General features: G+C 62.3%; 22 protein-coding genes. 6 read left to right on the top strand and 16 right to left on the bottom strand.

The features are described 5' to 3' along the window. Positions 1 to 12: 12 nt before the first annotated feature. From NKJ88_RS19355 to NKJ88_RS19375, 5 genes are all read right to left on the bottom strand, one after another. A complete protein-coding gene (locus NKJ88_RS19355) occupies positions 13 to 702 on the bottom strand; it encodes an RraA family protein (RefSeq protein ID WP_023669439.1) in 690 nt (229 codons plus the stop codon). Then, a complete protein-coding gene (locus tag NKJ88_RS19360) occupies positions 695 to 1867 on the bottom strand; it encodes an alpha-hydroxy acid oxidase (protein ID WP_050588526.1) in 1173 nt (390 codons plus the stop codon). Before NKJ88_RS19360 ends, NKJ88_RS19355 begins: the two co-directional genes overlap by 8 nt. A gap of 68 nt (positions 1868 to 1935) precedes the next feature. Beyond that, entirely contained in the window at positions 1936 to 2841 is a 906-nt protein-coding gene (locus tag NKJ88_RS19365; protein WP_352445079.1) for an SMP-30/gluconolactonase/LRE family protein, read from the bottom strand. Positions 2842 to 3488: 647 nt separating this feature from the next. After that, complete coding sequence (locus tag NKJ88_RS19370; RefSeq protein ID WP_198037306.1) at positions 3489 to 3806, bottom strand: MAPEG family protein; 318 nt, start codon at positions 3804 to 3806, stop codon at positions 3489 to 3491. Positions 3807 to 4088: 282 nt separating this feature from the next. Next, positions 4089 to 5021 carry a LysR family transcriptional regulator gene (locus NKJ88_RS19375; RefSeq protein WP_352445081.1) on the bottom strand — a complete coding sequence of 311 codons (933 nt, stop codon included), beginning with the start codon at positions 5019 to 5021 and terminating at the stop codon, positions 4089 to 4091. A gap of 92 nt (positions 5022 to 5113) precedes the next feature. On the opposite strand from NKJ88_RS19375, the gene NKJ88_RS19380 reads away from it, so the two are divergent. Further along, entirely contained in the window at positions 5114 to 6127 is a 1014-nt protein-coding gene (locus NKJ88_RS19380) for an NADP-dependent oxidoreductase (protein ID WP_023700514.1), read from the top strand. A 61-nt stretch (positions 6128 to 6188) separates the two neighbouring features. Here NKJ88_RS19380 and NKJ88_RS19385 read toward each other — a convergent pair whose 3' ends face one another. The 5 genes from NKJ88_RS19385 to NKJ88_RS19405 all read right to left on the bottom strand — a co-directional run bounded on the left by NKJ88_RS19385 (position 6189) and on the right by NKJ88_RS19405 (position 10514). Further along, complete coding sequence (locus NKJ88_RS19385; protein ID WP_245271371.1) at positions 6189 to 6953, bottom strand: SGNH/GDSL hydrolase family protein; 765 nt, start codon at positions 6951 to 6953, stop codon at positions 6189 to 6191. A gap of 1 nt (position 6954) precedes the next feature. Continuing rightward, entirely contained in the window at positions 6955 to 7758 is an 804-nt protein-coding gene (locus NKJ88_RS19390; protein ID WP_352445083.1) for an alpha/beta fold hydrolase, read from the bottom strand. A gap of 272 nt (positions 7759 to 8030) precedes the next feature. Further along, positions 8031 to 8960, bottom strand: coding sequence for a ribokinase (rbsK, locus tag NKJ88_RS19395; protein ID WP_352445085.1), 930 nt, complete (start codon positions 8958 to 8960; stop codon positions 8031 to 8033). A gap of 4 nt (positions 8961 to 8964) precedes the next feature. After that, the gene (locus NKJ88_RS19400; RefSeq protein WP_023693301.1) at positions 8965 to 9417 is read right to left on the bottom strand and encodes an RbsD/FucU family protein; all 453 of its coding nucleotides are present in this window, start codon (positions 9415 to 9417) and stop codon (positions 8965 to 8967) included. 41 nt (positions 9418 to 9458) lie between these two features. Next, a complete protein-coding gene (locus NKJ88_RS19405) occupies positions 9459 to 10514 on the bottom strand; it encodes an ABC transporter ATP-binding protein (RefSeq protein WP_352445086.1) in 1056 nt (351 codons plus the stop codon). Between the two features lie 273 nt (positions 10515 to 10787). On the opposite strand from NKJ88_RS19405, the gene NKJ88_RS19410 reads away from it, so the two are divergent. From NKJ88_RS19410 to NKJ88_RS19420, 3 genes are all read left to right on the top strand, one after another. Then, positions 10788 to 12452 carry an ABC transporter substrate-binding protein gene (locus NKJ88_RS19410; protein ID WP_023669429.1) on the top strand — a complete coding sequence of 555 codons (1665 nt, stop codon included), beginning with the start codon at positions 10788 to 10790 and terminating at the stop codon, positions 12450 to 12452. A gap of 98 nt (positions 12453 to 12550) precedes the next feature. Next, positions 12551 to 13666: a carbohydrate ABC transporter permease gene (locus NKJ88_RS19415; RefSeq protein WP_023711518.1), complete on the top strand. Its 1116-nt coding sequence runs from the start codon at positions 12551 to 12553 to the stop codon at positions 13664 to 13666. A 9-nt stretch (positions 13667 to 13675) separates the two neighbouring features. Beyond that, the gene (locus NKJ88_RS19420; RefSeq protein WP_023669427.1) at positions 13676 to 14593 is read left to right on the top strand and encodes a carbohydrate ABC transporter permease; all 918 of its coding nucleotides are present in this window, start codon (positions 13676 to 13678) and stop codon (positions 14591 to 14593) included. A gap of 233 nt (positions 14594 to 14826) precedes the next feature. On the opposite strand, the gene NKJ88_RS19425 is transcribed toward NKJ88_RS19420, so the two are convergent. Together NKJ88_RS19425 and NKJ88_RS19430 are read right to left on the bottom strand one after the other, a co-directional pair. Further along, positions 14827 to 15570, bottom strand: a complete 744-nt coding sequence (locus NKJ88_RS19425; protein ID WP_023730887.1) for a creatininase family protein — start codon at positions 15568 to 15570, stop codon at positions 14827 to 14829. Positions 15571 to 15573: 3 nt separating this feature from the next. Continuing rightward, positions 15574 to 16140: an SIS domain-containing protein gene (locus NKJ88_RS19430; RefSeq protein WP_023682302.1), complete on the bottom strand. Its 567-nt coding sequence runs from the start codon at positions 16138 to 16140 to the stop codon at positions 15574 to 15576. A gap of 184 nt (positions 16141 to 16324) precedes the next feature. Between NKJ88_RS19430 and NKJ88_RS19435 the strand changes: the two genes are divergently transcribed. Continuing rightward, a complete protein-coding gene (locus NKJ88_RS19435; RefSeq protein WP_023682303.1) occupies positions 16325 to 17347 on the top strand; it encodes an aldo/keto reductase in 1023 nt (340 codons plus the stop codon). 90 nt (positions 17348 to 17437) lie between these two features. Here the strand turns inward: NKJ88_RS19435 and NKJ88_RS19440 are convergent, their stop codons facing one another. The 4 genes from NKJ88_RS19440 to clpP all read right to left on the bottom strand — a co-directional run bounded on the left by NKJ88_RS19440 (position 17438) and on the right by clpP (position 22791). After that, positions 17438 to 17710 (bottom strand): HU family DNA-binding protein, encoded by a 273-nt coding sequence (locus NKJ88_RS19440; protein WP_023669423.1) that lies wholly within the window; start codon positions 17708 to 17710, stop codon positions 17438 to 17440. Between the two features lie 196 nt (positions 17711 to 17906). Then, positions 17907 to 20318, bottom strand: coding sequence for an endopeptidase La (lon, locus tag NKJ88_RS19445; RefSeq protein WP_023682304.1), 2412 nt, complete (start codon positions 20316 to 20318; stop codon positions 17907 to 17909). Positions 20319 to 20591: 273 nt separating this feature from the next. Further along, positions 20592 to 21866 (bottom strand): ATP-dependent Clp protease ATP-binding subunit ClpX, encoded by a 1275-nt coding sequence (gene clpX, locus NKJ88_RS19450; RefSeq protein ID WP_023682305.1) that lies wholly within the window; start codon positions 21864 to 21866, stop codon positions 20592 to 20594. Between the two features lie 295 nt (positions 21867 to 22161). Next, positions 22162 to 22791: an ATP-dependent Clp endopeptidase proteolytic subunit ClpP gene (gene clpP / locus NKJ88_RS19455; RefSeq protein ID WP_023682306.1), complete on the bottom strand. Its 630-nt coding sequence runs from the start codon at positions 22789 to 22791 to the stop codon at positions 22162 to 22164. Positions 22792 to 23100: 309 nt separating this feature from the next. On the opposite strand from clpP, the gene NKJ88_RS19460 reads away from it, so the two are divergent. Further along, positions 23101 to 23691 (top strand): hypothetical protein, encoded by a 591-nt coding sequence (locus tag NKJ88_RS19460; RefSeq protein WP_023831022.1) that lies wholly within the window; start codon positions 23101 to 23103, stop codon positions 23689 to 23691. The last annotated feature ends 107 nt before the right edge of the window (positions 23692 to 23798 follow it).

Here is a 23798-nt window from a genome sequence, read left to right on the forward strand (position 1 = left end):
GAAGCTCACATCTCAGTCAACGAAGCGCGCCCTGTTCGATTTGAGGACGACCTCGGCGAAGTCGGGCATCTCGAGACCTTGCCGCACCAGGCCATCAAGAGTTTTCTCAGCCGCCCTGATGGCGGAGAGCCGGGCCAGCACCGTCTCAGCCTCCAGGCGAGGCACCACGGCGAGACCGTCGCGGTCGCCGACCAGTATGTCTCCCGGCGAGATAGTCACTCCTCCCACCACCACCGGGAATCCGACCGTGCCTGGACCATTGCGCGCAGGCGAGTTCGCAATGATCCCGGCACAGTAAACCGGCAACCCGACCGCCTCGATCCCGACAACGTCGCGCACGAGGCCGTCAGTGATGAAGCCGGCGACCCCCTTGTTGCGCGCCATGCCGAGCACGAGATCGCCAGTTACCGCCGTACCGGCAAAGCTGTCGGTGGCCGCGACGATGACATCGCCACTTGCTGCGGCATCCAGTGCTCCAAAAAGGGCGAGGTTGTCGGCGGGACCGCAGTGACAGGTCACGGCGACGCCGACCATCGTCGCAGTAGCTGGCGACAGTGGCTTGATCGCATAATGTAAGGCGCCGCGTCCCCCCATCGCGTCTACGACCTGGCTAACCGGCACGCCCGCAAAAGCACTGATGATTTCTGCTGCGGGCCGTTCGAAACGGCGCTTGATGGTGAGCAGTGGTGGGTCTTCAATCATGTAGCGGCCCCATTCCCTGAACGAACGAAATACAGTCCGGCCCGAGGTCGCGCAGGCTCCGCGCGCCCATCAGTCCCATGACGCGGTCGATTTCCTTGCGGTAGAGTTCGAGCACGTGGCGTACCCCCTCCTCGCCGGCGACCGCGAGCCCCCACAACTGCGGCCGCCCGATCAGACAGCACGAGGCACCGAGCGCCAGGGCCTTGACGACGTCAGAGCCTCGCCTGATGCCGCCGTCGATAAGCACTGGTACGCGGCCGGCGACAGCCGCGACAACTGCCGTCAACGCGTCCAGGGATGCGGCGGCGCCGTCAAGCTGACGTCCCCCATGATTGGATACGATGATGCCGTCGATTCCTCGGGCTACAGCCTCGGCGGCTTCGCTGGGATGCAGGACGCCTTTCAGCAACAACGGTCCGGACCAGACAGTGCGCAGCCAGTCGACATCGGCCCAGGAGAGTCCGGGATCGAGCATTGCGGCCATCCGGCCCGCCAATGCACCGACCGTCGCCGTATCCCCGGGGCGCGCGTAGTTGCCGAAGGTCAGTTTCGGGAGTCGGGTGCGCATACGAAGAAGCCACGCCGCCTTGGTGGCGGTCGCGAGGGTTCCGGCCACACCGAAGCGCGGCGGGATGGCAAAACCGTTGCGGATGTCGCGTTCACGGTTGCCAAGCATCTGGTTGTCGATGGTGAGCACCAGCGCGTCGTAGCTTGAGGCACGCGCCCGATGCACCATTTCTCGGGTGAAGCCACGATCGGTGTAGACGAACACCTGCATCCACCGTGGGCTACTTCCGGTGGCTGCTATGTCCTCCAGCGTGCAGACGGATCCGTGGCTGGCGCAGTAGAATGTCCCTGCGGCCGCTGCGGCTCGGGCGGCTGCGCGCTCGCCGTCGGGCCAGAACAGCCCAGCCAGGCCGGTTGGCGCGATGCCCAGCGGGATGGCAAGTTTCGCGCCGAAGAGGTCAAGGGAAAGGTCTCGCGTCGTTGCACCGTTGAGTGGTCGCGGCAGAATGGCAACCTCGTTAAAAGCTTGCTCGTTCCGGCGCAGCGTTCGCTCATCCTCGGCACCGCCATCGGCGAAGTCGAACACCGGGCGTGGCAAAGTCCGCCGCGCGGCGGCGCGGACCGTGGCCACGCTGTACAGGCACTTCAACGCCGCCATCGAAGCAGACGATGCCGCACCGCCGGCACCGCGGTCATCGCCTGTGTTTGAGGCGGACGAGGAGCTACTCACGGTTGCTTTCCGCCGATGCGACCATGATGCGTCGGTCCACCACCTCCCGGAACACGCACGCAGGAGAGTGTTCCCTCAAAGGAGGGATCGCTGCCGGTCGCCAGCACGCCGGCATTTGTCACCCAAAGCATCTCGCCCGAGAAGACGCAGTTGGTCGTTGCCTTGCCGCAGACGAAGAAACCTTCCTCTGTGCCGTTGGGCTTCAGAACGTGAATGCCGTTGGCGGCAATATCCGTGACATAAAGGCGGCCATCGGCTCCGACCTTCAGCCCGTCCGGGATCGGATTGGGCCCAGGCAAGCGGCCCAGGTCTTCGACGGAACCATCCGGACGCTGCCGCTTGACGCGCCCCGTATAGGACTCCCCCCAAATGATCGAGCCGTCGGCTTCGATCGCCACACCATTGGGGAAGGTCGGCTTGTCGAAGCCGAGAGCAAGGTACGCACTGCCGTCGGGGTTGACGGCAAAGATGTAGCTTGGGTCCGGATTCCCCGGGTTGTATGTGCCGGGATCGCTGAAGATGAGCCGGCCGTCAGCAGCAAATACAAGATCGTTTGGCCCATTGAGCCGAATGCCCGCGACTTCGCTCAGCAGGATTTCCGGCTTTCCGCCTTCGGCAACCCGCTGGATCGATGGCGTCGTCATGTCCGCGGCCCGCCAAGGTCCGGTCGTGCCGCCGTTCTGGCAGACATAGAGCAGGTCATCCGATCCGAGAACGCAGGCGTTGGGCGCTCCGGCAACATACGCGAACTGGCGAGCACTTCCGTCGCGATCTATGGCCGTCAGCTGGCTGCGATAGCTTTCGACGATGACAATTCGGCCATCGGGCAGCACCGTCGGGCCCTCGGGCCAGCCAAGGCCGGTCGCGACAACCTCGACGGCCAGCTTTTCAACCTCGTTCATCGTGCGACCCCCAGAACGGCAGCCTATCAAGATTTGTCGGGTATAATCCAGCCTGGCGGTCTCCGGACCCGGCGACTCGAAAGATAGCTAGGCTGACGTGCGCGTTGCTGGGCCCCCCCTAGGCCGGCCCCCCACCCCGACGCCGGTGAACCCCGACGGGCGGAGGCCTATGGCTACAGCGCGAGCCGATCGGTGTCTACATAGCTCGGTAGCACTGGCTTGCTCCTCCAGGTTGCGTGGCAGGATTAGGTGCTGCTGAGGCCAGCGTGCAAGGACCAAGTGCAGGTGGAGAAGGTTGAATCTCAGTTCCTCTCCCTCTAACACTCACAAAGTCCAACAGTTCTCTGCTCCGCTGCCAGGCGCTCTTGAGCCGAGCGTTTGCAGGGCGTGCGTGTGGCCAAAAGCTGGGGAGCGCCGCAGCGCCCAGGCGTGCAAATTGCTCTCTGAACGCCGATCCTTCTCCGAAGCTGGGGAGTAGCCCCAAAATCCAACAGCAATATCATGCCTCAACGGCGGTTTTGCCACTACCAGTTTGCGGTTCGCTCGCCTGTCAAAAGGGACAGTCTTTCGGGTCACGATCCGGAGTGGGTTTGCCAAGGCTCCCGGAATCGAGGTGGCCCACTTTTGCGTCGGGGCTCCGCCACTCTTCAGATCAACAGCAACCAGCACCAATACGCACCAATCACCATTTGCACAACGAACGCGGTGAACCTGAGACTGACCGCGAGTTGGCTGGTTGAGACGAGGTGGATCACCGACTGCACTATACGTGCGCCTAACATCGTGGAGGCCAAGGGATCCGTGACATCTGTCTTTGAAATGATGATCGCGACTCCGAGCAGACCTCCGAAGATTGGAAGCCCTTCAATGCAGTTGGCGTGGGCACGGGCTAACCTCCGCATAAACGGGGAGAGGGCTCCGTTATCTGGCGTAAAGCCGTTTGCCGGGACTTGCCCAGAGATCACCAGGTAGCTCCGGATAACTTACATCACGATCAGCAGGGCCAGCGCCCACGAGATGAAGCCAGTCAATGCGTAAGCACTCGCCGACATGTGCCCTCCCCGTTGCTAGCACTCTAGGTCGTTGTAGCCGATCAACTAGTCTAATGCTATTCGACGAGGAGGGGCGGCCTGTAGTGGGGCCGAAACGGAATAGCAGCTTTTGGACGTTGTGCCCGGAATAGCTGCCGTTCAGCCAATCAGCAGTGATTGACCGCTTTCGCCCTTTAGCGACCCTTCCGCGCCAGATCAGTCGATGCTTGAAGCTGCCATTCGCAGAGTGAAAGCGGCGTCGAGCATGGTCAGAAAGGCGCGCACGGCGGGGTTGGCGCGTCGGCTTGCCGGCCAGAGCACGGTGACATTGTTTCGCTCGACCGCGAACGTGGACAGCACTGGGACCAGTTCGCCGCACTTCACATAGGGAGCCGCCATGAAGGAGGCGCCTATGCCTATCCCACCGCCGGCTGCCAGCATGATGAGCACGGCATCGCTGGCATCGGCGACCACACCGGAATTGGGCACGATCTCGATTTCACGGTCGCCAATCCGGAAGGGCCAGCGAAAGGCCTGGCCTGTGCTCTGATATCGAAGGTTGACGGTGTCGTGCCCTTCCAGGTGATCGGGATGGGTCGGTGTGCCGCGTTCCTCGAGATAGGCTGGCGAGGCGAAGCAGCAAAGCCGATGGGGTGCGAGCTTGCGTGATAGTAGCCGGGTGTCAGCCAGATCACCGATGCGTATGGCGACATCGATCCCTTCCTCGATCATGTCCACCAACTGGTCACCCAGCCTGAGATCGACGATCAGGTTCGGATGGAGCCGACGGAAAGCCGGTAAAGCCGGAGCAATCAGGTGGAGTCCGATCGGCAGCGACGCGGCCACGCGCAACGTGCCCGATGGTTCGGAGCGCGCGGTCATTGCCGCCTGCTCGATTTCCTCCGCCTCGCGTAGCAGACGCAGCGCGCGCTCATGCAGGTCGCGCCCTTCGGGCGTGAAGGTGAGCGAGCGCGTTGTACGGGTAAACAGCGACACTCCTAAATGCCGCTCGAGCCGCTGGACGCTCTTGCTGACCGCCGACGGGGAAATCGACAGCGCGCGCGCCGCTGCCGTGTAGCTGCCGAGCGATCCCGCACGCGCGAAGGCGATGATGCCAGTGAGCCGATCCAAAGTGATATGTTCCGCCATGGCATTACTTAACCGCCATCGGCACCGATTATCAACCGGCGGTCATGCCGCTAGATTCGCTCCAATGACATGGATGAGCGGAGATTTCACCAATGAGCGATAAGATGAAGGCAGTCCGTCTGCACGCATTCGGTGGTCCCGAGATGCTGGTGTACGAAGACGCGCCTAGGCCGGGTGTGAAGCCCGGCGAGGTGCTTGTCCGAGTCCAGGCGGCCGGGCTTAATCCGCCCGACTGGTATCTGCGGGATGGCTATCGCGCATTGCCGCCAGAATGGCGACCCAACGCGTCCTTCCCACTGATTCTCGGCACGGACGTGTCGGGCGTCATTGAAGCGGTTGGCGCTGACGTCGCTGAGTTCAGCATCGGGGACGAGGTCTACGCAATGGTTCGCTTCCCCGATAACTTGATGACGGGTAGCAATGCCTACGCGCATTATGTCAGTGTGCCGGCATCGCATGTTGCGTTGAAACCAGCCGGCATCGACCATATTCATGCGGCTGGTGCGCCGATGTCGCTTCTGACGGCATGGCAGTTCTTGATCGAACTCGGCCACGACGAGCCGAATCCGTTCCAGCCCTTACCGCATGAGCCGGTGCCCCTCGACGGCAAGACGGTGCTCATCAATGGTGCCGGAGGCGGTGTCGGGCATCTGGCCGTCCAGTTGGCGAAATGGCGGGGCGCGCGCGTCATCGCGGTGACATCGGCCAAGAACGAGGCGCTGATGCGCGATCTCGGCGTGGATCAATTCATCGACTACAAGACAACCGCGGCGGAAGATGTCGTCCGAGACGTCGACCTTGTCCTCGACGCGGTGGGCGGCGCGGACATGGAGCGCTTCTTCCATGTTCTGAAGCCGGGCGGCGCGCTGTTCCTGGTCAACCCACTGGGCTTCGCTGGTCACGAAGAGACAGAGAGGCTGGGGATCACGGTCTCATCCACACAGGTTCGATCCAATGGCGCGCAGTTGGCAAAAGCCGCCCGCCTGCTCGACGACGGCCTTGTGCGTGTCGTCATCGACAGCACATTCCCGCTGGCCGAGGCATCGCGCGCACATGAGCGCGCCGCCGACGGCAGTATTCAAGGCAAGATCGTGCTGGCCGTCTGAATTGTTGCTTTCAGTCCGACCGACCATCGGGAGTGCAGACGATCGGGCGGGATTACGCCGTTTAGCCGACGAAGACCACCGACCGACGTCCGGCTGAATCGTGCTCGACTACAAGTGCCGCGATGGCTGCCGCGATCTTCGCGCCGCCTTGCACTGACGGTTCGATAGGATTGGCGAAGTCCGCGTCCTCATTCGATACCAAGCGCAGGTCGACGAGCGGCAAACCGCGCGAGAACGCCGCCCGGGTGATGACGTCGTTGAGGACCGTCAGGGCAGTTGCGGCAAGTCTACGACGCTGTTGGTCGGGAAAGCGCGCCTCGTAGATCGTGCAGACAGCGGTGGGTAGGTTTTGGCCCAGCGCCCCCTCGAGCATCGTACAGTAGTCGTGCTCGAATTCCTCCCGGATATCGCTGATCCTGTCCAGAACCTCGGCCACCGAACAGGCCCCCTGCTCCAGAATCCCTGCATGACGAAGAGCATCATTGCCACCGACGCTGACGACAAGATGGCTAGCATCCTGGGGGAGCCGTTCAAGCTGCCGCTCGACGCCGCTTGTGACGGCGCCGTCGACGGCGTTTAGCGTTGCACGCCACCCCTCCGGCAACCGCTCCCGCAGCTGCCGCACTACGTCGGGCCCGTGCGCGACATAGGCAGCGTTGTCAAAGATCGAATCCCCGAGAAGGACGACGTGTGGCATCGGATGCTCCGTTGAGGCCTCTGCCAATGCTGCATCAGCAGAGGAGGTAAGGTGGTGGGTTGTGACCGCGGCAGCGAGCACGGTCAGGAGATCACGGCGAATCAGGCCACCTACAGAACGGAACGGCATCTCAGCCGTCCAGGAACGCCAGAAGCGCGGCATTCACCGCGCTGGCCTCTTCGCGCTGTGCCCAATGCGTCGCCTTCTCGAACGTCTGCAGGCCCCGATCGTTGCAAAGGGCCAGACTGCGCTCGGCCAGGCCATATTCCAGAGCTTGGTCCTGCATCCCCCACAGCACAAGGGTCGGCGTCGTGATCCGCTCCTTCAGGCTTGGGCGGAAGCGCAGCGCCCGATACCAGTTGAGCATGCCGGTCAGCGCCCCCGGCCGTTCCCAGGCCTGCCGATACTCTGCGATTTCCTCCGCCGTGAAGGCATCTGTTCGGCTGGATTTGATGAGCGCCCGTGCCAGCAGAGCCGAGCGCCCCGCCCCCAGAAAAGCCTCCGGCAGCAAGGGGAACTGGAAGAAGGCCGCATAGCTGCTCCGCAGGAACTGGGTCGGAGATCGCAAGGAATGGGCAAGCAGCACCTCGGGATGGGGCGCGTTCAGGATGACGAGCCTTTCCAGGCGGTGCGGCAGCTTTGCGCCTGCGGCCCAGGCGACGATACCGCCCCAGTCATGACCGACGAGGTGAAACCTTCCGATGCCGAGCGCGTCGGCGATGGCAACGACATCGCCGACGAGCTTGGGGAGCGTGTATTCACGGATGGCTTTCGGCTTGTCACTGGTGTTGTAGCCCCTCTGGTCGGGAACGATGACCCGGAATCCGGCGGAAGCGAGCGCATCGATCTGCCGTCTCCAGCCGATCCAGAAGTCGCCGGGAGCAGTCTGTCCCGGTCCAACCGCTAGGCTGGCAGCAGCGGAGGCGTCGATCAAAGTGAATACCTCGCGGAGTTGACGAGGAGTTCTGATAGGCAAGTTTCAATTTCGCGCTTTTTCCCGCAAATTCGAGAGCGTAAGGAATTGAATCAGTCGTTGATTAATCAGGCGTTTTCGCCGGCCTGTCACGCCGGAGGTCGCGGGTTCGAGCCCCGTCACTCGCGCCATTTCTCCTCAGGAGAAATGTGACATAATCGTCTAGAATCATGGTCTTGCATGTGGAAATTCAGATCCGGTCGGATCTGAATTCGATCTCTCCCGCAACGACGTCACCCCTTGGCCAGCAGCGCCTCGACCTCATGCAGCGTCGGCATGGATGGCGCCGTACCCGGCCGCGTCACCGAAATGCCGGCGACGGCGCAGGCGAAGCGGACGGCTTGCAGCGGCTCCACGCCTTTGGCGAGTGCGGCGGCCAGGCCGCCATTGAAGGCATCGCCCGCGCCGGTGGTTTCGACCACTGCGCCGGCATTGACCACCGGAACATGGTTGGACCGACCGGCCGTGTGCAGCAGCGCGCCTTTTTCGCCGAGCGTGATGATGACCGAGCCGACACCTTTTTTGAGCAGGCTGTCGGCGGCGCGGCGGGCGTCGTCGATCGAAGAAACTTTGATGCCGGTCAGTTCCTCGGCCTCGGTTTCGTTGGGGGTCACATAGTCGCACAGCGTGTAGATGCGGTCCGGCAACTTGGCAGCGGGCGCCGGATTGAGGATGGTGGTCACCCCTGCCCCGCGCGCGATCTCGAGTGCGCGCAGTGCCGCGTCGATCGGCTGTTCGAGCTGGGTGACGAAGACGCCGGCTCCACGGATCAGGCCGGCATTGGCCTCGATGTCTTCAGACGAGATCAGCATCGCCGCACCCGGGCTGACGATGATGGCGTTGTTGCCGGTCGTCTCCTCGATGAAGATGTAGGCCGCGCCGGTATAGCTTTGCGGCGTGTCGATGACGGCGGATTTCACGCCCGCCTCTGCCCAGGTCGCCTTGGCCATGTCGGCGAAAGCATCGACGCCAATCCGGGTCAGGAAAGTGATGTCGGCGCCGAGCTTGCCTGCCGCCACTGCCTGGTTCGAGCCCTTGCCGCCAGGTCCCAGCTTGAAGGAATTACCAAGAATGGTCTCGCCCATGCGCGGCTGTCGATCGGCCCGGTAAGCGGTGTCGGCGACGAAAACGCCCAGAATGACGACAGGCTTGCCCGACGCCATGGCCCTACTCGGCGTCCGGCGGCACGACGCCCTTGCGAAAGGCGAAGCAGCCATAGAAGCGGCGCTCCCCGGTCTGGATGACGCAATAGGCTTTCTTGGCGCGCTCGTAGAAGGCATAGCGCTCGACCGAGATCATCGGCCAGGCCTTGCCCTCGGCCTTGTCGATCTCCTTTTGCACCTCTTTTTGCACCGGCGGAATCTCGTCCGGCTTGCCGACAATCTCCATGCGCGCGGCCGCGTCGTCGACGAAAGTGTCGAGCGGATAGAGCGACAGCACCGCCTTGGCGACATCGGCCGCCGGCGCATCGATGCGCAGCAGCTTGCCGAGCACGGTCTGCTTTGCCACCGAATCGGCGGGGAAATTGGTGTCGGCGATGATCAGATCGTCGCCGTGTCCCATTGCCCTGAGCGCTTGGAGCACATCGGCATTGAGCAATGGGTTGATCCCTTTGAGCATGGCAGTCCTCGTCAAACAGTTTGGTCAAAGTCGATTGGAAATCAGAGCCGGTTGCCGGTCTCGGCGTCGAAGAGATGGACCTGGTCGAGGCGCGGCTTGAGATTGAGCGTGTCGCCGGGCTTGAAGTCGTGGCGCTCGCGAAACAGCGCCACCATCTCGCCGCTGTCGCCGAAGCGCACGAAGACCAGCGTTTCGGAACCCGTGGGTTCGACCACCGAGATCTTTGCCGGCACGCCGTCGGGATGGATTTCGAGATGCTCGGGCCGCACGCCATAGACCACGGCCTGGCCCTCCTTGGCGGCGCTGCCGGCCGCGACCGGGAACAGCGTGCCTGCTATGTCGACCTTGTCGCCCTTGCGCACCACGCCTTTGAGCAGGTTCATCGACGGCGAGCCGATGAAGCCGGCGACAAACAGATTGGCCGGCCGGTCGAACAATTCCAATGGCGCGCCGACCTGCTCGATACGGCCATCGCGCATGACGACGATCTTGTCGGCCATGGTCATGGCCTCGATCTGGTCGTGGGTGACGTAGATGGTGGTGGTCTTCAGCCGCTGGTGCAGTTCCTTGATCTCGGTGCGCATTTGCACGCGCAGCTTGGCGTCGAGATTGGAGAGCGGCTCGTCGAACAGGAAGACTTGCGGATTGCGCACGATGGCGCGGCCCATGGCGACGCGCTGGCGCTGGCCGCCGGAGAGCTGGCGCGGATAGCGTTTCAGGTACGGATTGAGGTCGAGAATGTCGGCGGCGCGCTTGACCCGCTCGGCGACCACGGCCGGATCGGTCTTGCGCAGCTTCAGCGCAAACGCCATGTTCTGCTCCACCGTCTTGTGCGGATAGAGCGCGTAGTTCTGGAACACCATGGCGATGTCGCGCTTGGCCGGCGGCAGATTGTTGACGATGCGCTCGCCAATGGCGATCGTGCCGCCGGACACGGTCTCCAGCCCGGCCACCATCCTGAGCAGCGTGGACTTGCCGCAGCCCGACGGGCCGACCAGCACCACGAACTGGCCATCGGCGATATCGACGCTGACCTCGTGCAGGACCTTGACGGTTCCGAACGCCTTGGCCACATTGCTGATCGCGACTTGAGCCATCGTCCCCCCTTTTCTCGCGGTGAAGCTAGCCATTGCCAACGGCAAGGGCAAGTCGGTATGTTATCGATAAAAAGCCATTCGTGTTGACAAGGTAATCGATTACGCAAATATTGGCTGTTGCCAATCCGGCAGTCGGATTTTTATCCGAAAATCGGAGCTCCAGGCGACGCAGGGTGGGGTCCCACGTCCCCGTATGATAAAGGAGAACCGCCGACGTTTCGGCGTCGGAGGGATTGGCATTTTAATTCACGACTGTTGTTCTGGGAGGAATAGATGAGAGTCGGTCTGTACGAAAAACTCGTCCGCGCGGGTGCCACCCGGCGTGACATACTCAAAGGCGCGGCCTCGATGGCCGCGATCGCCGCCGCATCGGGTGCTGGGCTCGGCGCTTTCACCCGCCCGGCTGAAGCCGCCAGCGAGCTACGCTCCAAAATTCTGCAGATCCCCGGCGTCGGCAAGGGTCAGCCGACGGATGCCGATTTCCAGAAGGTCGGCGAACTCTGCCTGGAAGCCACCAAGGCCAACGTCAAGGAAGGCGAATTCGCCGGCGTCGAGCTCACCTTCATGGGCCTCAACAACCAGAACCTGCACAATGTGCTGTTCCGCGGCTTCCTGAAGCCGTGGGAGGCCTATACCGGCGCCAAGATCAGCTGGATCGACCTGGCGCAGGCCGACTACAATGCCCGCCTGCAGCAGTCGATCGCCACCGGCACCGTCGACTTCGACATCATCGAGATGGGCGCGCCCTTCGAAGGCGATGTCTGCGGCAAGGGCCTGACGTCCGAGATGCCCGACTGGGTCAAAGAGCAGATCGACATGAAGGATGTCGTGGCCTATCTGCAGCCGCCGGTCGGCACCTGGGACGGCAAGCAGTACCGGATCACCGTCGATGGCGATGCGCACAACTTCAATTACCGCACCGACGTTTTTGCCGATGCCGACCTCGCCAAGGCGTGGAAGGACGGCGGCGCGGCCACCGAATGGGGTGTGCCGAAGACCTGGCAGGAAGTCCAGGCCGTCACAAAATTCCTCAAGGGCAAGAAGTTCAAGGACCAGGACGTCTTCGGCTATCTCGATGCGCCCAAGGCCTGGGGCGGTTTCGGCTTCTACTTCCTCGGCAGCCGCGCCACCGCCTATGCCAAGCATCCCGACGACAAGGCCTGGCTGTTCGATGCCGACACGATGAAGCCGCGCATCAACAATCCGGCCTGGGTGCGCGCCATCCAGGACGTCATCGACGCGCTGCCGTCGGAGCCCGCCGACCAGATCAACGCCGACCCGAACACGACAGCCTTCCAGCAGTTCCTGGCCGGCACCGGTTCGATGGTCACCTGGTGGGGCGACGTCGGCTCCAACGTCAAGACCAACGATAGCTCGGTCATCGGCGACGTCACCGGCTTCTCGATCCTGCCGGGGTCCGACGACGTCTACAATGCCAAGACCGGCGCCTGGGACAAACTCGCCAGCGGCCCGAACTATGCGCCGAACTGCGCCTATCTCGGCTGGGGCGTCTACGTCATGGCCCGCGTCGATACGGACGAAAAGAAGAAAAAAGCGGCATGGTCGGCCGCCGCTCATCTCGGCGGCAAGGACCTGTCAATCTGGACGGCGATGTATCCGTCCGGCTTCCAGCCCTACCGCAACTCGCATTTCGACATTCCCGAATGGGTGGCGGCAGGCTACGACGAGGCGTTCATCACCTCGTATCTGAAGTCGGAAGCCGACAGCTACAACCATCCGAACGCGGCGATCGAGCCGCGCATCCCCGGCATCTTCCAGTACTATTCGGCTGCCGAGGACATTCTGGCCAACACATTCGCCGGCAAGATGAAGGCGCAGGAAGGCGCCGACGCCATTGCCGCGGCCTGGGAGAAGCTGACCGACCAGATCGGCCGCGAAAACCAGATCAAGCTCTACAAGGCCTCGCTCGGCGTGTAGGCTGATCCTATCGTGACAACACGTCCGGCGGTGCAAGCCGCCGGACCTGACCGGCTCGGGCCGGTCGCAGGCTTGATTTTTTAAACGGACGGGGACGCGTGGCTGACCAGACCACCAATGCATGGCCGGCCAACGCCGGCCCAGCCGATCTGATCTCGCCGGCCCGCAAGCGGGCGGGTTTTGCCCTGATGGCGGCCGCCACGCTTGGCCTGCTGGCGGTGATCGCGTTTGAGATCCTCTACAAGAACGAGATCACCACGCTCGGCTTCGAGACCTGGCGTCCCATCGTCTATGCCTATGTTCTGTGGGGGGTGGCGCTCGGCATCGGCCAGGTGCTGACGCGCGGCGAGGACGGCCAGCGCGCGCTGTTCCTGCTGCCGGCGCTGCTGTTCACCATCGCCATGGTGATCTTCCCGACGCTGTTCGGCTTCTATATCGCGCTGACCGACTGGAACCTGTCGTCCTTTTCCGGCCGCAAGTTCAACGGGCTCGACAATTTCTGGCAGATGCTGGCCGATCCCTACTACCGCAACGCGCTGTTCAACATGGTGCTTTATGTGCTCGCCGTGCTGGTTGAGTATGTGATTGCCTTCGGCCTGGCGCTGCTGCTCAACGCGCAGATCCGGGCGCGCAAATTCTTCCGAGTCGTCTTCCTGATGCCGCTGATGCTGTCGCCGGTCGCGGTGTCGTGGATGATCGGCAAATCGCTGATGGAGTACCGTTTCGGGCCGGCGGCGACGCTGGCGCGCCATGTCGGCTGGGAAAACCCCGCCTTCTTCTCCAACCCGATCACCGCCCGCATCTCGATCATGGTGCTCGACGCCTGGACCTTCATCCCGTTCATGATGATCATGCTGCTTGCCGGCCTGCAGGCGATGTCGCGCGACGTGCTGGAAGCGGCGCGCGTCGATGGCGCCACGCCCTGGCAGACTTTCTGGCAGGTCACCTTCCCGCTGATGCTGCCGGTGTCGGTCACGGCGGTGATCCTGCGCATCATCTTTAAGCTGAAGCTTGCCGACATCATCATTACCGTCACCTCCGGCGGCCCCGGCGGCGCCACGGATTCGGTGTCGAGCTTCATCTACCGCGAATACCGCGACCGTTCGAATGTCGGCTACGGCACCATGCTGGCGATGGCCTATCTTGTCATCATCGTCGTGTTCGTGACCTGGCTGTTGAAATTCGCCAATCGCTTCGTGCGCAACGTGAACTGACGAGGCACAATGAGCGTCCAGACCACCGACTATGCTGCCTCGGAAATCCGCTCACCGCTGGGTTTTCTGGCCAATCGCATCTTCATCTATGGCGCGCTGGCGTTCTGGGCCTTCATCTGCCTTTTCCCGATCTACTGGACCATCACCACCTCGTTCAAGACCGCGGTCGATGTCACGCAAGGACACCTCATTCCGTTCGTCGACTTCCAACCGGACTGGAAGGGCTGGCGCTCGCTCGGCCTGTCGCCGGATTCGATCTTCCAGACCTCGACGGTGCGGGAGGAGTTTTTCAAGCGCTTCATGAATTCGGTCATCACCTCGGTCGGTGCGTCGAGCCTCGCCATCGTCATTGGCAGCCTCGCCGCCTATGGGCTGACCCGCTACCGCTATCAGTTCGCCTGGTTCAAGAACGAGGACATCTCCTTCTTCTTCCTGTCGCAGCTGATCCTACCGCCGGTGGTGCTCGCCCTGCCCTTCCTGGTGCTCTACCGCGAAGTCGGTCTGCTCGACACACGCATCGGCCTGATCCTGCTCTACACGCTGATGGTGCTGCCGATCGTCATCTGGATCATGCGCGACCAGTTCAACTCGATCCCGGTCGAGCTCGAGGAGGCAGCGCTGGTCGACGGCCTCTCGATCTGGGGCGCTTTTTTCCGTATCGTCATGCCGATTGCGCTGCCGGGCATGGTCGCCGCCTTCATCCTGGCGATGGTGCTGTGCTGGAACGAGTACTTCTTTGCGGCACTCCTGACGTCGACCGACGCCAAGACCATTCCGGTGATGGTGGCGAGCCAGACCGGCTCGCAAGGCATCAACTGGTGGTCGATGGCGGCGCTTGCCACCGCCGCGATCGCACCGCTGGCGGTCATCGGGATTGCGCTGGAGCGGTATCTGATCATGGGCATGACGGCGGGCGCGGTGAAGTAGGGCGAGAGGCGGCGTGCCCCTCTACTGTTGACCTCGGCGGGACAGCACCCCCCTCTGGCCTGCCGGCCATCTCCCCCGCAAGGAGGGAGATCGGCAGCTTTGGCTGCATCGCTTTTCTTGCGACGTAGGTGATGACGAAAGCGGAAATGACATCTGATCTCCCCCCTTGCGGGGGAGATGTCCGGCAGGACAGAGGGGGGGTGTGAAGGATCGCTACAGAGCGACTTTGTCTGCTAGCGCCCCAATATCGCCCTCAGGTGATCCATGATCATCGCCACACCCTTTCGCCCCAGCTCCGCCGAGGCCTCCGGCGCACTCGCCGTATACCACGCGGTATTCTCGCCAAAACGCCCGGCATCGACCGCTTCCGGACACAGCGCCAGCATCAGCGACGTCTCGCCGATGCCGGCGTGATCGAACGGATATTTCCCGTTCATGGCAGCCGACATGAGCGGGTGCACCTGCACCCAGTTGAAGAAATTCTCGCCGGCGGCGTGCCCGGCATAATAATCGGCCATTTCGTCTGAGCCCCACCAGCCCTCGCCGCGCTGCTTCTCGAGGAAGCGGAAGATCGCCTGGCGGCCGGCGGCCTTGAAGGCGAGATCGGTCGGCATGCCGGCGGCAAAGTTCTCGGTCTGGTGGTGGATGATGGCGTTGATGTTGCGAAAGCCGATGCGCAGCAGGCTGTAGAACAATTCTTCGGCGAACGGCGCCAGCTGGTTGCCGCCGACCTGCACCGAGCCGTTGCCTTCAGGTGCTGCCACCACATAGCTCGCCGCACCGTAGTAGAAAGCCGGCAGGATGACGATGTCGGCCTCCTTCTCGTAGAGCTCCAGCGTCTTGACGACGGCCAGCGTGTCCATGCCGACAGCCATGTGCTCGCCGTGATATTCGAGCACGCCGAGCGGGAGAGCGACCGGCCAGTTCTCGGCGATCGCCTTGCGGATCTGGTGCGGCAACATCAGTTCGTAGCGCATGATCTATTCCATGTTGGTGTGGCGGGTGCGCATGGCCTCGGACGACTGGCCGGTCAGCGCCTTGAGCTTCAGCACCATCACCTCGAACAGCAGGAACAGCGCCCCTTCGAAGACCGAGCCCATCGGCAGCAGCGATGTCTTTTGTGGCCCCTGGTCACGCGCCATGGTCTGCGCCGGGATCAGCAAGGTGAAGTCGGCAAGCGCGACCGCACTACTGCCTGCCTCGGCGGTGAGCAAAAGCACGGTGGCGCCGGCCTGGCGGGCGACTTGCATCAAGGTAAGCACCGTCGTCGTCTCGCCCGGGCCGGAACTGACCAGGAAGACATCGGCTGGGCCAAGCGGTGGCGTGTTCATGTCGCCGACCACCGACACCTCAAGGCCAAGGTGATAGAGGCGCATGGCGAAACCCTTGAGCTGCAAGGCCTCGCGGCCGCAGCCATAGACGACGATCTTTTGCGCGCGGGCCAGGGTTTCGCAGGCGGTGTAGATGCCGGCTTCGTCGACGCGCGCCAGTACGGCGCCCAGCTCTTGCAGGGCGGTCGAAAACATATCCGAGCCGGCATTCGTCATGAGAGTCCCATCTGTCCGGCTGGGTTTGTGGCCGGTGATTTCGGGTTGCGCGCTTTCGGAAAAAGGCTTGTTTTTGTTCATGCTATCACCGCGAAAATGCCTGTCCAACGGCCATGGCGGCTTTTGCTGAGCCAGCGGCGTGATAGTGTCATGTCAGACAATCAATCCAGGAAATCAGCACGACATGAAGACACGGCATTTCGACCGCATCGGCAATGGCGGCCTCGACTTTACCGAGCTTGGCTTCGGCAGCGCGCCGCTCGGCAACCTTTACCGCGCCGTCCCCGACGAGGATGCCAACGCGACGCTGGAGGCGGCGTGGGCGACCGGCTGCCGTTACTACGACACCGCGCCGCTCTATGGCCTGGGCCTTGCCGAAACACGGCTCAATGCCTTCCTGCGCGGCAGGAAGCGCGACGACTATGTGCTGTCGAGCAAGGTCGGTCGCCTGTTGCGCGCCTGCCCGCCGGAGGAACGAACCGGCATCGGCAAGTTCTTCGACACACCGACGCGTAAGGAGGTCTACGACTACAGCTATGACGGCGTCATGCGCTCGTTCGAGGCGTCGCTGGAACGGCTTGGCGTCGACCGCATCGACATCCTTTTCGTCCATGACCTCGACATCTTCACCCATGGCAGCAAGGAGGCGTCAGACCAGCGCATCGAGGAATTCATGGCCTCGGGCTACAACGGACTGGTTGCACTGCGCGACCAGGGCGTGATCAAGGCCTTCGGCGGCGGCATCAACGAATGGGAGGTTTGCCAGACGCTGGCGGAGCGTGGCGACTTCGACCTGTTCCTGCTGGCCGGGCGCTACACGCTGCTGGAACAGGAAGCGCTTGCCACCTTCCTGCCGCTCTGTGAGCAACGCGGCATCGGCATCGTTCTCGGCGGTCCTTACAATTCCGGCATCCTGGCGACCGGGCCGAAGCCAGGCGCCTATTACAATTACTCCGAGGCGCCAAGGGACATCATGGATCGCGTCGGGCGCATCGAGGCCGTCTGCCAGCGCCATGGCGTCAGGCTGATCGAGGCGGCGCTGCAGTTTCCGCTGCTGCACCCTTCCGTGGTGTCGGTCATCCCCGGCGGCCAGCGGCCGAGTGAAGTCGAAAGCAACCGCGCCCTGCTCGATGCCAAGCTGCCTGCGGCGCTGTGGGCGGACCTCAAGCAGGAAGGCCTGATGCGCGCGGATGCGCCGGTGGGCTGAAGGCTCGCCTCAGCGGGCTGACGGCCTGCCGCCATCGAGGCAAAAGAAAAGCCGGGCGAACCCGGCTTTTCAACATTCTCTGAAAAATTTTTAGTTGACCGCGTCCTTGAGGCCTTTGCCGGCCGAGAACTTCGGCACGGTACGCGCCGGAATCTTCACTTCCGCGCCAGTCTGCGGGTTGCGGCCAGTCGATGCCGCACGCTTGGAGACGGTGAAATTTCCGAAGCCGACGAGCCGTACATCGCCGCCCTTCTTCAGTTCGCCAGTGATGACGGAGAACACCGCCTCAACCGCCGACTGTGCGTCACCCTTCGAAATGCTCGCGGATTCAGCGACAGCGGAAACCAGTTCGTTCTTGTTCATAAAAATTCCCTTCCATGAGAAAACCGGAACTTTCGACTCATCCGGCAGGAGAGGGACTTTAGAAAGAAGCGCTCGCAAACCCAAGTCAAAAAGCCGGAAAAAAGTTGAAAAAAGCCCGGAAATGGTGGGTTTTTCACATGAAAAAGCCGGGCTCAAGGCCCGGCTCTCTCTTTGTGCACTGCAACTTTAGTAGTTTCTAATGTGCAAGCGACTTTCCAGCATCGTCAACGGTATCGGTGGAAGCCGGCGGATTGACCGGCTCGACCCACTCGATTGGCTCCGGCATGCGCACCAGCGCGTGCCTCAGAACCTCGCCGACACGTGAGACCGGAATGATCTCCATACCGTTCTTCACATTGTCCGGTATCTCCGCCAGATCCTTGGCGTTGTCTTCCGGGATCAGCACCTTCTTGATGCCGCCGCGCAATGCGGCGAGCAGCTTCTCCTTGAGGCCGCCGATCGGCAAGATGCGGCCGCGAAGCGTTATCTCGCCAGTCATCGCCACATCGGCCCGGACCGGAATCCCCGTCATGACCGACACGATGGCTGTCGCCATGGCAGCACCTGCAGACGGACCGTCCTTCGGCGTGGCGCCTTCGGGCAAGTGGACGTGGATGTCACGCTTGTCGAACAGCGGCGGCTCGATGCCGAAATCGATGGCCCGCGAGCGGACATAAGAGGCCGCCGCCGAGATCGATTCCTTCATCACGTCGCGCAGATTGCCGGTCACCGTCATGCGGCCCTTGCCGGGCATCATGACGCCTTCGACCGTCAGCAGCTCGCCGCCGACTTCCGTCCAGGCAAGACCGGTGACGACACCGACCTGATCGTCAGCCTCGACCTGGCCGAAGCGGAAGCGCGGAACACCGAGGTAATCGGCGAGGTTCGCCGCCGTGATGCTCACCGTCTTCTTCTTCGTCTTCAGGATCTCGGTCACCGCCTTGCGCCCGAGCTTCATCAGCTCGCGCTCCAGGCTTCTGACGCCCGCTTCACGGGTGTAGGTCTGGATGATGCCGCGGATCGCGTCCTCGCCGACGGAGAATTCCTTCGGCTGCAGGGCATGATCGCGGATCACCTTGGGCATCAGGTGACGCTTGGCGATCTCGATCTTCTCGTCCTCGGTGTAGCCGGCGATACGGATGATCTCCATGCGGTCCATCAGGGGCGCAGGGATGTTCAGTGTGTTCGCCGTCGTTACGAACATCACGCTCGACAGGTCGTATTCGACCTCGAGGTAATGGTCCATGAACGTCGAGTTCTGCTCGGGATCGAGCACCTCGAGCAAAGCCGATGACGGATCGCCGCGGAAGTCCTGGCCCATCTTGTCGATCTCGTCGAGCAGGAAGAGCGGGTTGGACTTCTTGGCCTTCTTCATCGACTGGATGACCTTGCCGGGCATCGAGCCGATATAGGTGCGGCGGTGGCCACGGATCTCGGCCTCGTCACGCACGCCGCCAAGCGCCATGCGGATGAACTCGCGGCCGGTCGCCTTGGCGATCGACTTGCCGAGTGAGGTCTTGCCGACGCCGGGAGGGCCGACGAGGCACAGGATCGGCCCCTTCAGCTTCTTCTGGCGGCTTTGCACGGCGAGATACTCGACGATGCGGTCCTTGACCTTATCGAGGCCGAAATGATCGGTGTCGAGCACGTTCTGCGCAAACGCCAGGTCCTGCTTGACCTTGGAGTTCTTGCCCCACGGGATCGACAGGATCCAGTCGAGATAATTGCGCACGACGGTCGATTCCGCCGACATCGGCGACATCGTCCGCAGCTTCTTCAACTCGGCTTCCGCCTTTTCGCGGGCCTCCTTGGAGAGCTTGGTCTTCTTGATGCGCGCCTCGATCTCGGCGGCCTCGTCGCGGCCGTCCTCGCCTTCGCCGAGCTCCTTCTGGATCGCCTTCATCTGCTCGTTGAGGTAATATTCGCGCTGCGTCTTCTCCATCTGGCGCTTGACGCGCGAGCGGATGCGCTTCTCCACCTGCAGGACGGAGATTTCGGCTTCCATGAAGCCCATCGCCTTTTCCAGCCGTTCCTTGACGGACAGCGTGGCCAGCATCTCCTGCTTCTCGGGGATCTTGATGGCGAGGTGCGAGGCAACCGTATCGGCGAGCTTGGAATAGTCGTCGATCTGGCTGGCGGCGCCCACCACTTCAGGCGAGATCTTCTTGTTCAGCTTGACGTAGTTTTCGAAGTCGGTGACGACCGAACGGGCGAGCGCCTCGACCTCGACCTCTTCCTCCTCCGGCTCGACCAGCGCCGTGGCGGTAGCTTCGTGGAAGTCCGGACGGTCGGTGAACGAGACGATCTTGGCACGCGACGCGCCTTCGACCAGCACCTTGACGGTGCCGTCGGGCAGCTTCAGCAATTGCAGCACATTGGCGAGCGTGCCGATGTCGAAGATCGCATCGGGCTCGGGATCGTCATCGGCGGCATTCATCTGGGTGGCAAGCAGGATCTGCTTTTCCTGACCCATAACCTCTTCCAGCGCCTTGATCGACTTTTCACGCCCGACAAAGAGCGGAACGATCATGTGCGGGAACACCACGATGTCGCGCAGTGGGAGGACTGCGAAGACGCCGTCGCTGGGAGCCTTGGATATTTTGGCCATTGTCCAACCTTTCATGTCGCGGCCGCTAATCGAGCCAACCGCGAATCTCATATTAACGACCGAGGATCGTTCCGCCTACCACCGTTTGTGACGGGAGTTTTACAGCACAGAATTCGGCACCACGGCCTTCCGATGTTAGTTGGATGCACGAGGGGCAAAGATCAAGGGTCGACACGTTCGTTCATCCACTCCGTCACAAGGATCGGTACCTCACCACAGCAAAACGGCGCCCCGCGGGCGCCGTTCCATAAAAAGGTTAGGCCAGATGCCAGATCAGGCGCTGACGTTGCCCTTCTTTTCCTTCTGCTCGGAATAGATGTAGAGCGGCCGGGCGCTGCCGGTCACCACTTCTTCCGAAATCACCACTTCGCGCACGCCTTCCAGGGCGGGCAGTTCGAACATGGTGTCGAGCAGGATCGCTTCCATGATCGAGCGGAGGCCACGGGCGCCGGTCTTGCGCTCGATGGCGCGCTTGGCGATCGCCGACAGCGCATTCTCATGGAAGGTCAGGTCGACACTTTCCATCTCGAACAGCCGCTGATACTGCTTGACCAGCGCGTTTTTCGGCTCGGTCAGGATCTGGATCAGAGCCGGCTCGTCGAGGTCTTCCAGCGTCGCCAGGACCGGCAGACGGCCGACAAACTCGGGGATGAGGCCGAACTTCAAGAGATCCTCGGGCTCGACCAGGCGGAACACGTCACCGGTGCGGCGATCCTCGGGCGAAGCGACGATGGCGCCGAAGCCGATGGAAGTCTTCCTGCCGCGATCCGAGATGATCTTGTCCAGCCCGGCGAAGGCGCCGCCGCAGATGAACAGGATGTTGGCGGTGTCGACCTGCAGGAACTCCTGCTGCGGATGCTTGCGGCCGCCCTGCGGCGGCACGGAGGCAACGGTGCCTTCCATGATCTTCAGAAGCGCCTGCTGCACACCCTCGCCCGACACGTCGCGGGTGATCGATGGGTTGTCGGACTTGCGCGAAATCTTGTCGATTTCATCGATGTAGACGATGCCGCGCTGGGCGCGCTCGACATTGTAGTCGGCCGACTGCAGCAGCTTCAGGATGATGTTTTCGACGTCCTCGCCGACGTAACCGGCTTCGGTCAGCGTCGTCGCGTCGGCCATGGTGAAGGGCACGTCGATGATGCGGGCCAGCGTCTGGGCAAGCAGCGTCTTGCCGCAGCCGGTCGGGCCGATCAGCAGGATGTTGGACTTCGCCAATTCGACGTCGTTGTTCTTGCCGGCATGCGCCAGGCGCTTGTAGTGGTTGTGGACAGCCACCGACAGCACGCGCTTGGCGTAGGGCTGGCCGATGACATAGTCGTCGAGAACCTTCAGGATCTCCTGCGGGGTCGGCACGCCCTCGCGCGACTTCACCATCGAGGTCTTGTTCTCCTCGCGGATGATGTCCATGCACAGCTCTACGCACTCGTCGCAGATGAACACCGTTGGGCCGGCGATCAGCTTGCGCACCTCGTGCTGGCTTTTGCCGCAAAACGAGCAATAAAGCGTGTTCTTCGAATCACCGCTGTTGTTGCCGACTTTGCTCATTTTCCTGTCCTTTCATGGCCGCCCGCCGATGGTCTGGCTGAAAGGGCGCATATTCTATCTATCGCGGGAATTCGCCGCCGCCAGTGTCCCGGCTCCCGCAACGCATTCCGTACGAAACACAAATCAGAAAACGTCGCAATGATTCGCGCCAACCCTGCACAAAGCTAAGCCGTCGAAAATCAACATAGCCTTAACGTAGGCAATCCCATCCACCGAGGGAACAGCCAATTGTGGCCGAAATGCCGCAAATCCCAGCAAAAGCGCGTTATCCAGCCACGCAACTGCCATGCAGCGCTTATGCCGCAGCGCCTTCGACCGGCTCGCGCGACGAAATGACCTTGTCGATGAGGCCGAAATCCTTGGCTTCGTCGGCTGTCATGAAATGGTCGCGGTCAAGCGTCTTTTCAATGTCTTCGTAGCTCTTACCGGTGTGTTTGACGTAGACCTCGTTGAGGCGGCGCTTCAGCTTGATGATGTCCTGCGCGTGCCGCTCGATGTCGGAGGCCTGGCCCTGGAAACCGCCGGAAGGCTGGTGAACCATGATACGGGCGTTCGGCGTGGCAAAACGCATGTCCTTGTGGCCGGCGGTCAGAAGCAGCGAGCCCATCGACGCCGCCTGGCCGATGCACAGCGTCGACACCGCCGGCTTGATGAACTGCATGGTGTCGTAGATCGCCATGCCCGAGGTCACCACGCCGCCCGGCGAGTTGATGTAGAGATTGATCTCTTTCTTCGGGTTCTCGGCCTCGAGGAACAAAAGCTGTGCACAAACCAGCGTCGCCATACCGTCTTCGACCGGGCCGGTGATGAAAATGATGCGCTCTTTCAGCAGGCGCGAGAAAATGTCGTAGGCCCGCTCGCCGCGATTGGTCTGCTCGACCACCATCGGAACGAGGTTCATGTAGGTTTCGACGGGGTTCTTCATGGACTACCCTTTTTGGAGATGGGGATTCCGGCGCCGGAACATCGGGCAGAATCGGTTCTTGACGGTTAGAATGTAAATAGGATGCCGGCTCACCCTAGCGCAAGGCCGCCTCCTCCTAGCCATCTGGTTAAGTCGAATCAAGGTTTCCGCGCAAGGGAAAGTCCGAACGCGGCCAGCGGCGTTTTTGCGGTGTAGCAATTCCTTAACCGCGTCGCTTAACGAAATGCGGCGAAACCGCTTTCCCCCGGAGAACCTTCCCCTACAATTCAACATTGAACCTCACGTTTCGGGTTCAAACAGGGGAGTGCCATGATCAGGAAAACTGCTTGCCTCGCCATCTCCGGCCTTGCCGGTCTCGGCATGGTGTCCGATGCGGTTGCCGGCGGCCGGGCCGCCGAATGCTATGAGCCGGTGCACAGGCCGGCGCTCTATGACACCGTCTATGAAGACGTCATGGTCAGTCCCGGCGGGCAGTTGGTCGACTATGATCCGCCGATCTATGGCACCATGGAGCGCGTCGAGCAGATCGCGCCGCCCCGAGTCACCTATGACATCGTACCGGCGAGAACCCGCACCGTTTACCGCACGGTCCAGGTCGACGATGGCGGCTATGCCTGGGAATGGCGCGTCATCCACGGCCGCAAGGTGCTGTGCAAGGTGTGGCGCAAGGCCCGCTACGCGCGTGTGGCCGAAACGGTGGTGGTTGAACCGGAGCGCACCCGCCGGCTTGTGCTGCCGGCCGAATATGAGAGCGTCGCCCATGAAGTGCTGGTGCGGCCCGAGCGGCGGCACGTCACCCAGATAGCGCCGTCATACCAGAGGATGGCGCGCCGGGTGGTGGTGCAGGAAGGCTCGACCAGCTGGCGCCGCGTGCATATTGCCAGGCATTGCGAGGATTAGACTTCGGTACTTCGCCGAGGTCCGCCTCGGTTGGCTCAATCCATAGGGCCGTCGGGTGCCAACATCCGGTCTGGCACCAAGCCGGCAAGCCGCGGTAATGGTCTGGC

Source organism: Mesorhizobium sp. M0016 (assembly GCF_040324035.1).
Classification (GTDB): domain Bacteria; phylum Pseudomonadota; class Alphaproteobacteria; order Rhizobiales; family Rhizobiaceae; genus Mesorhizobium.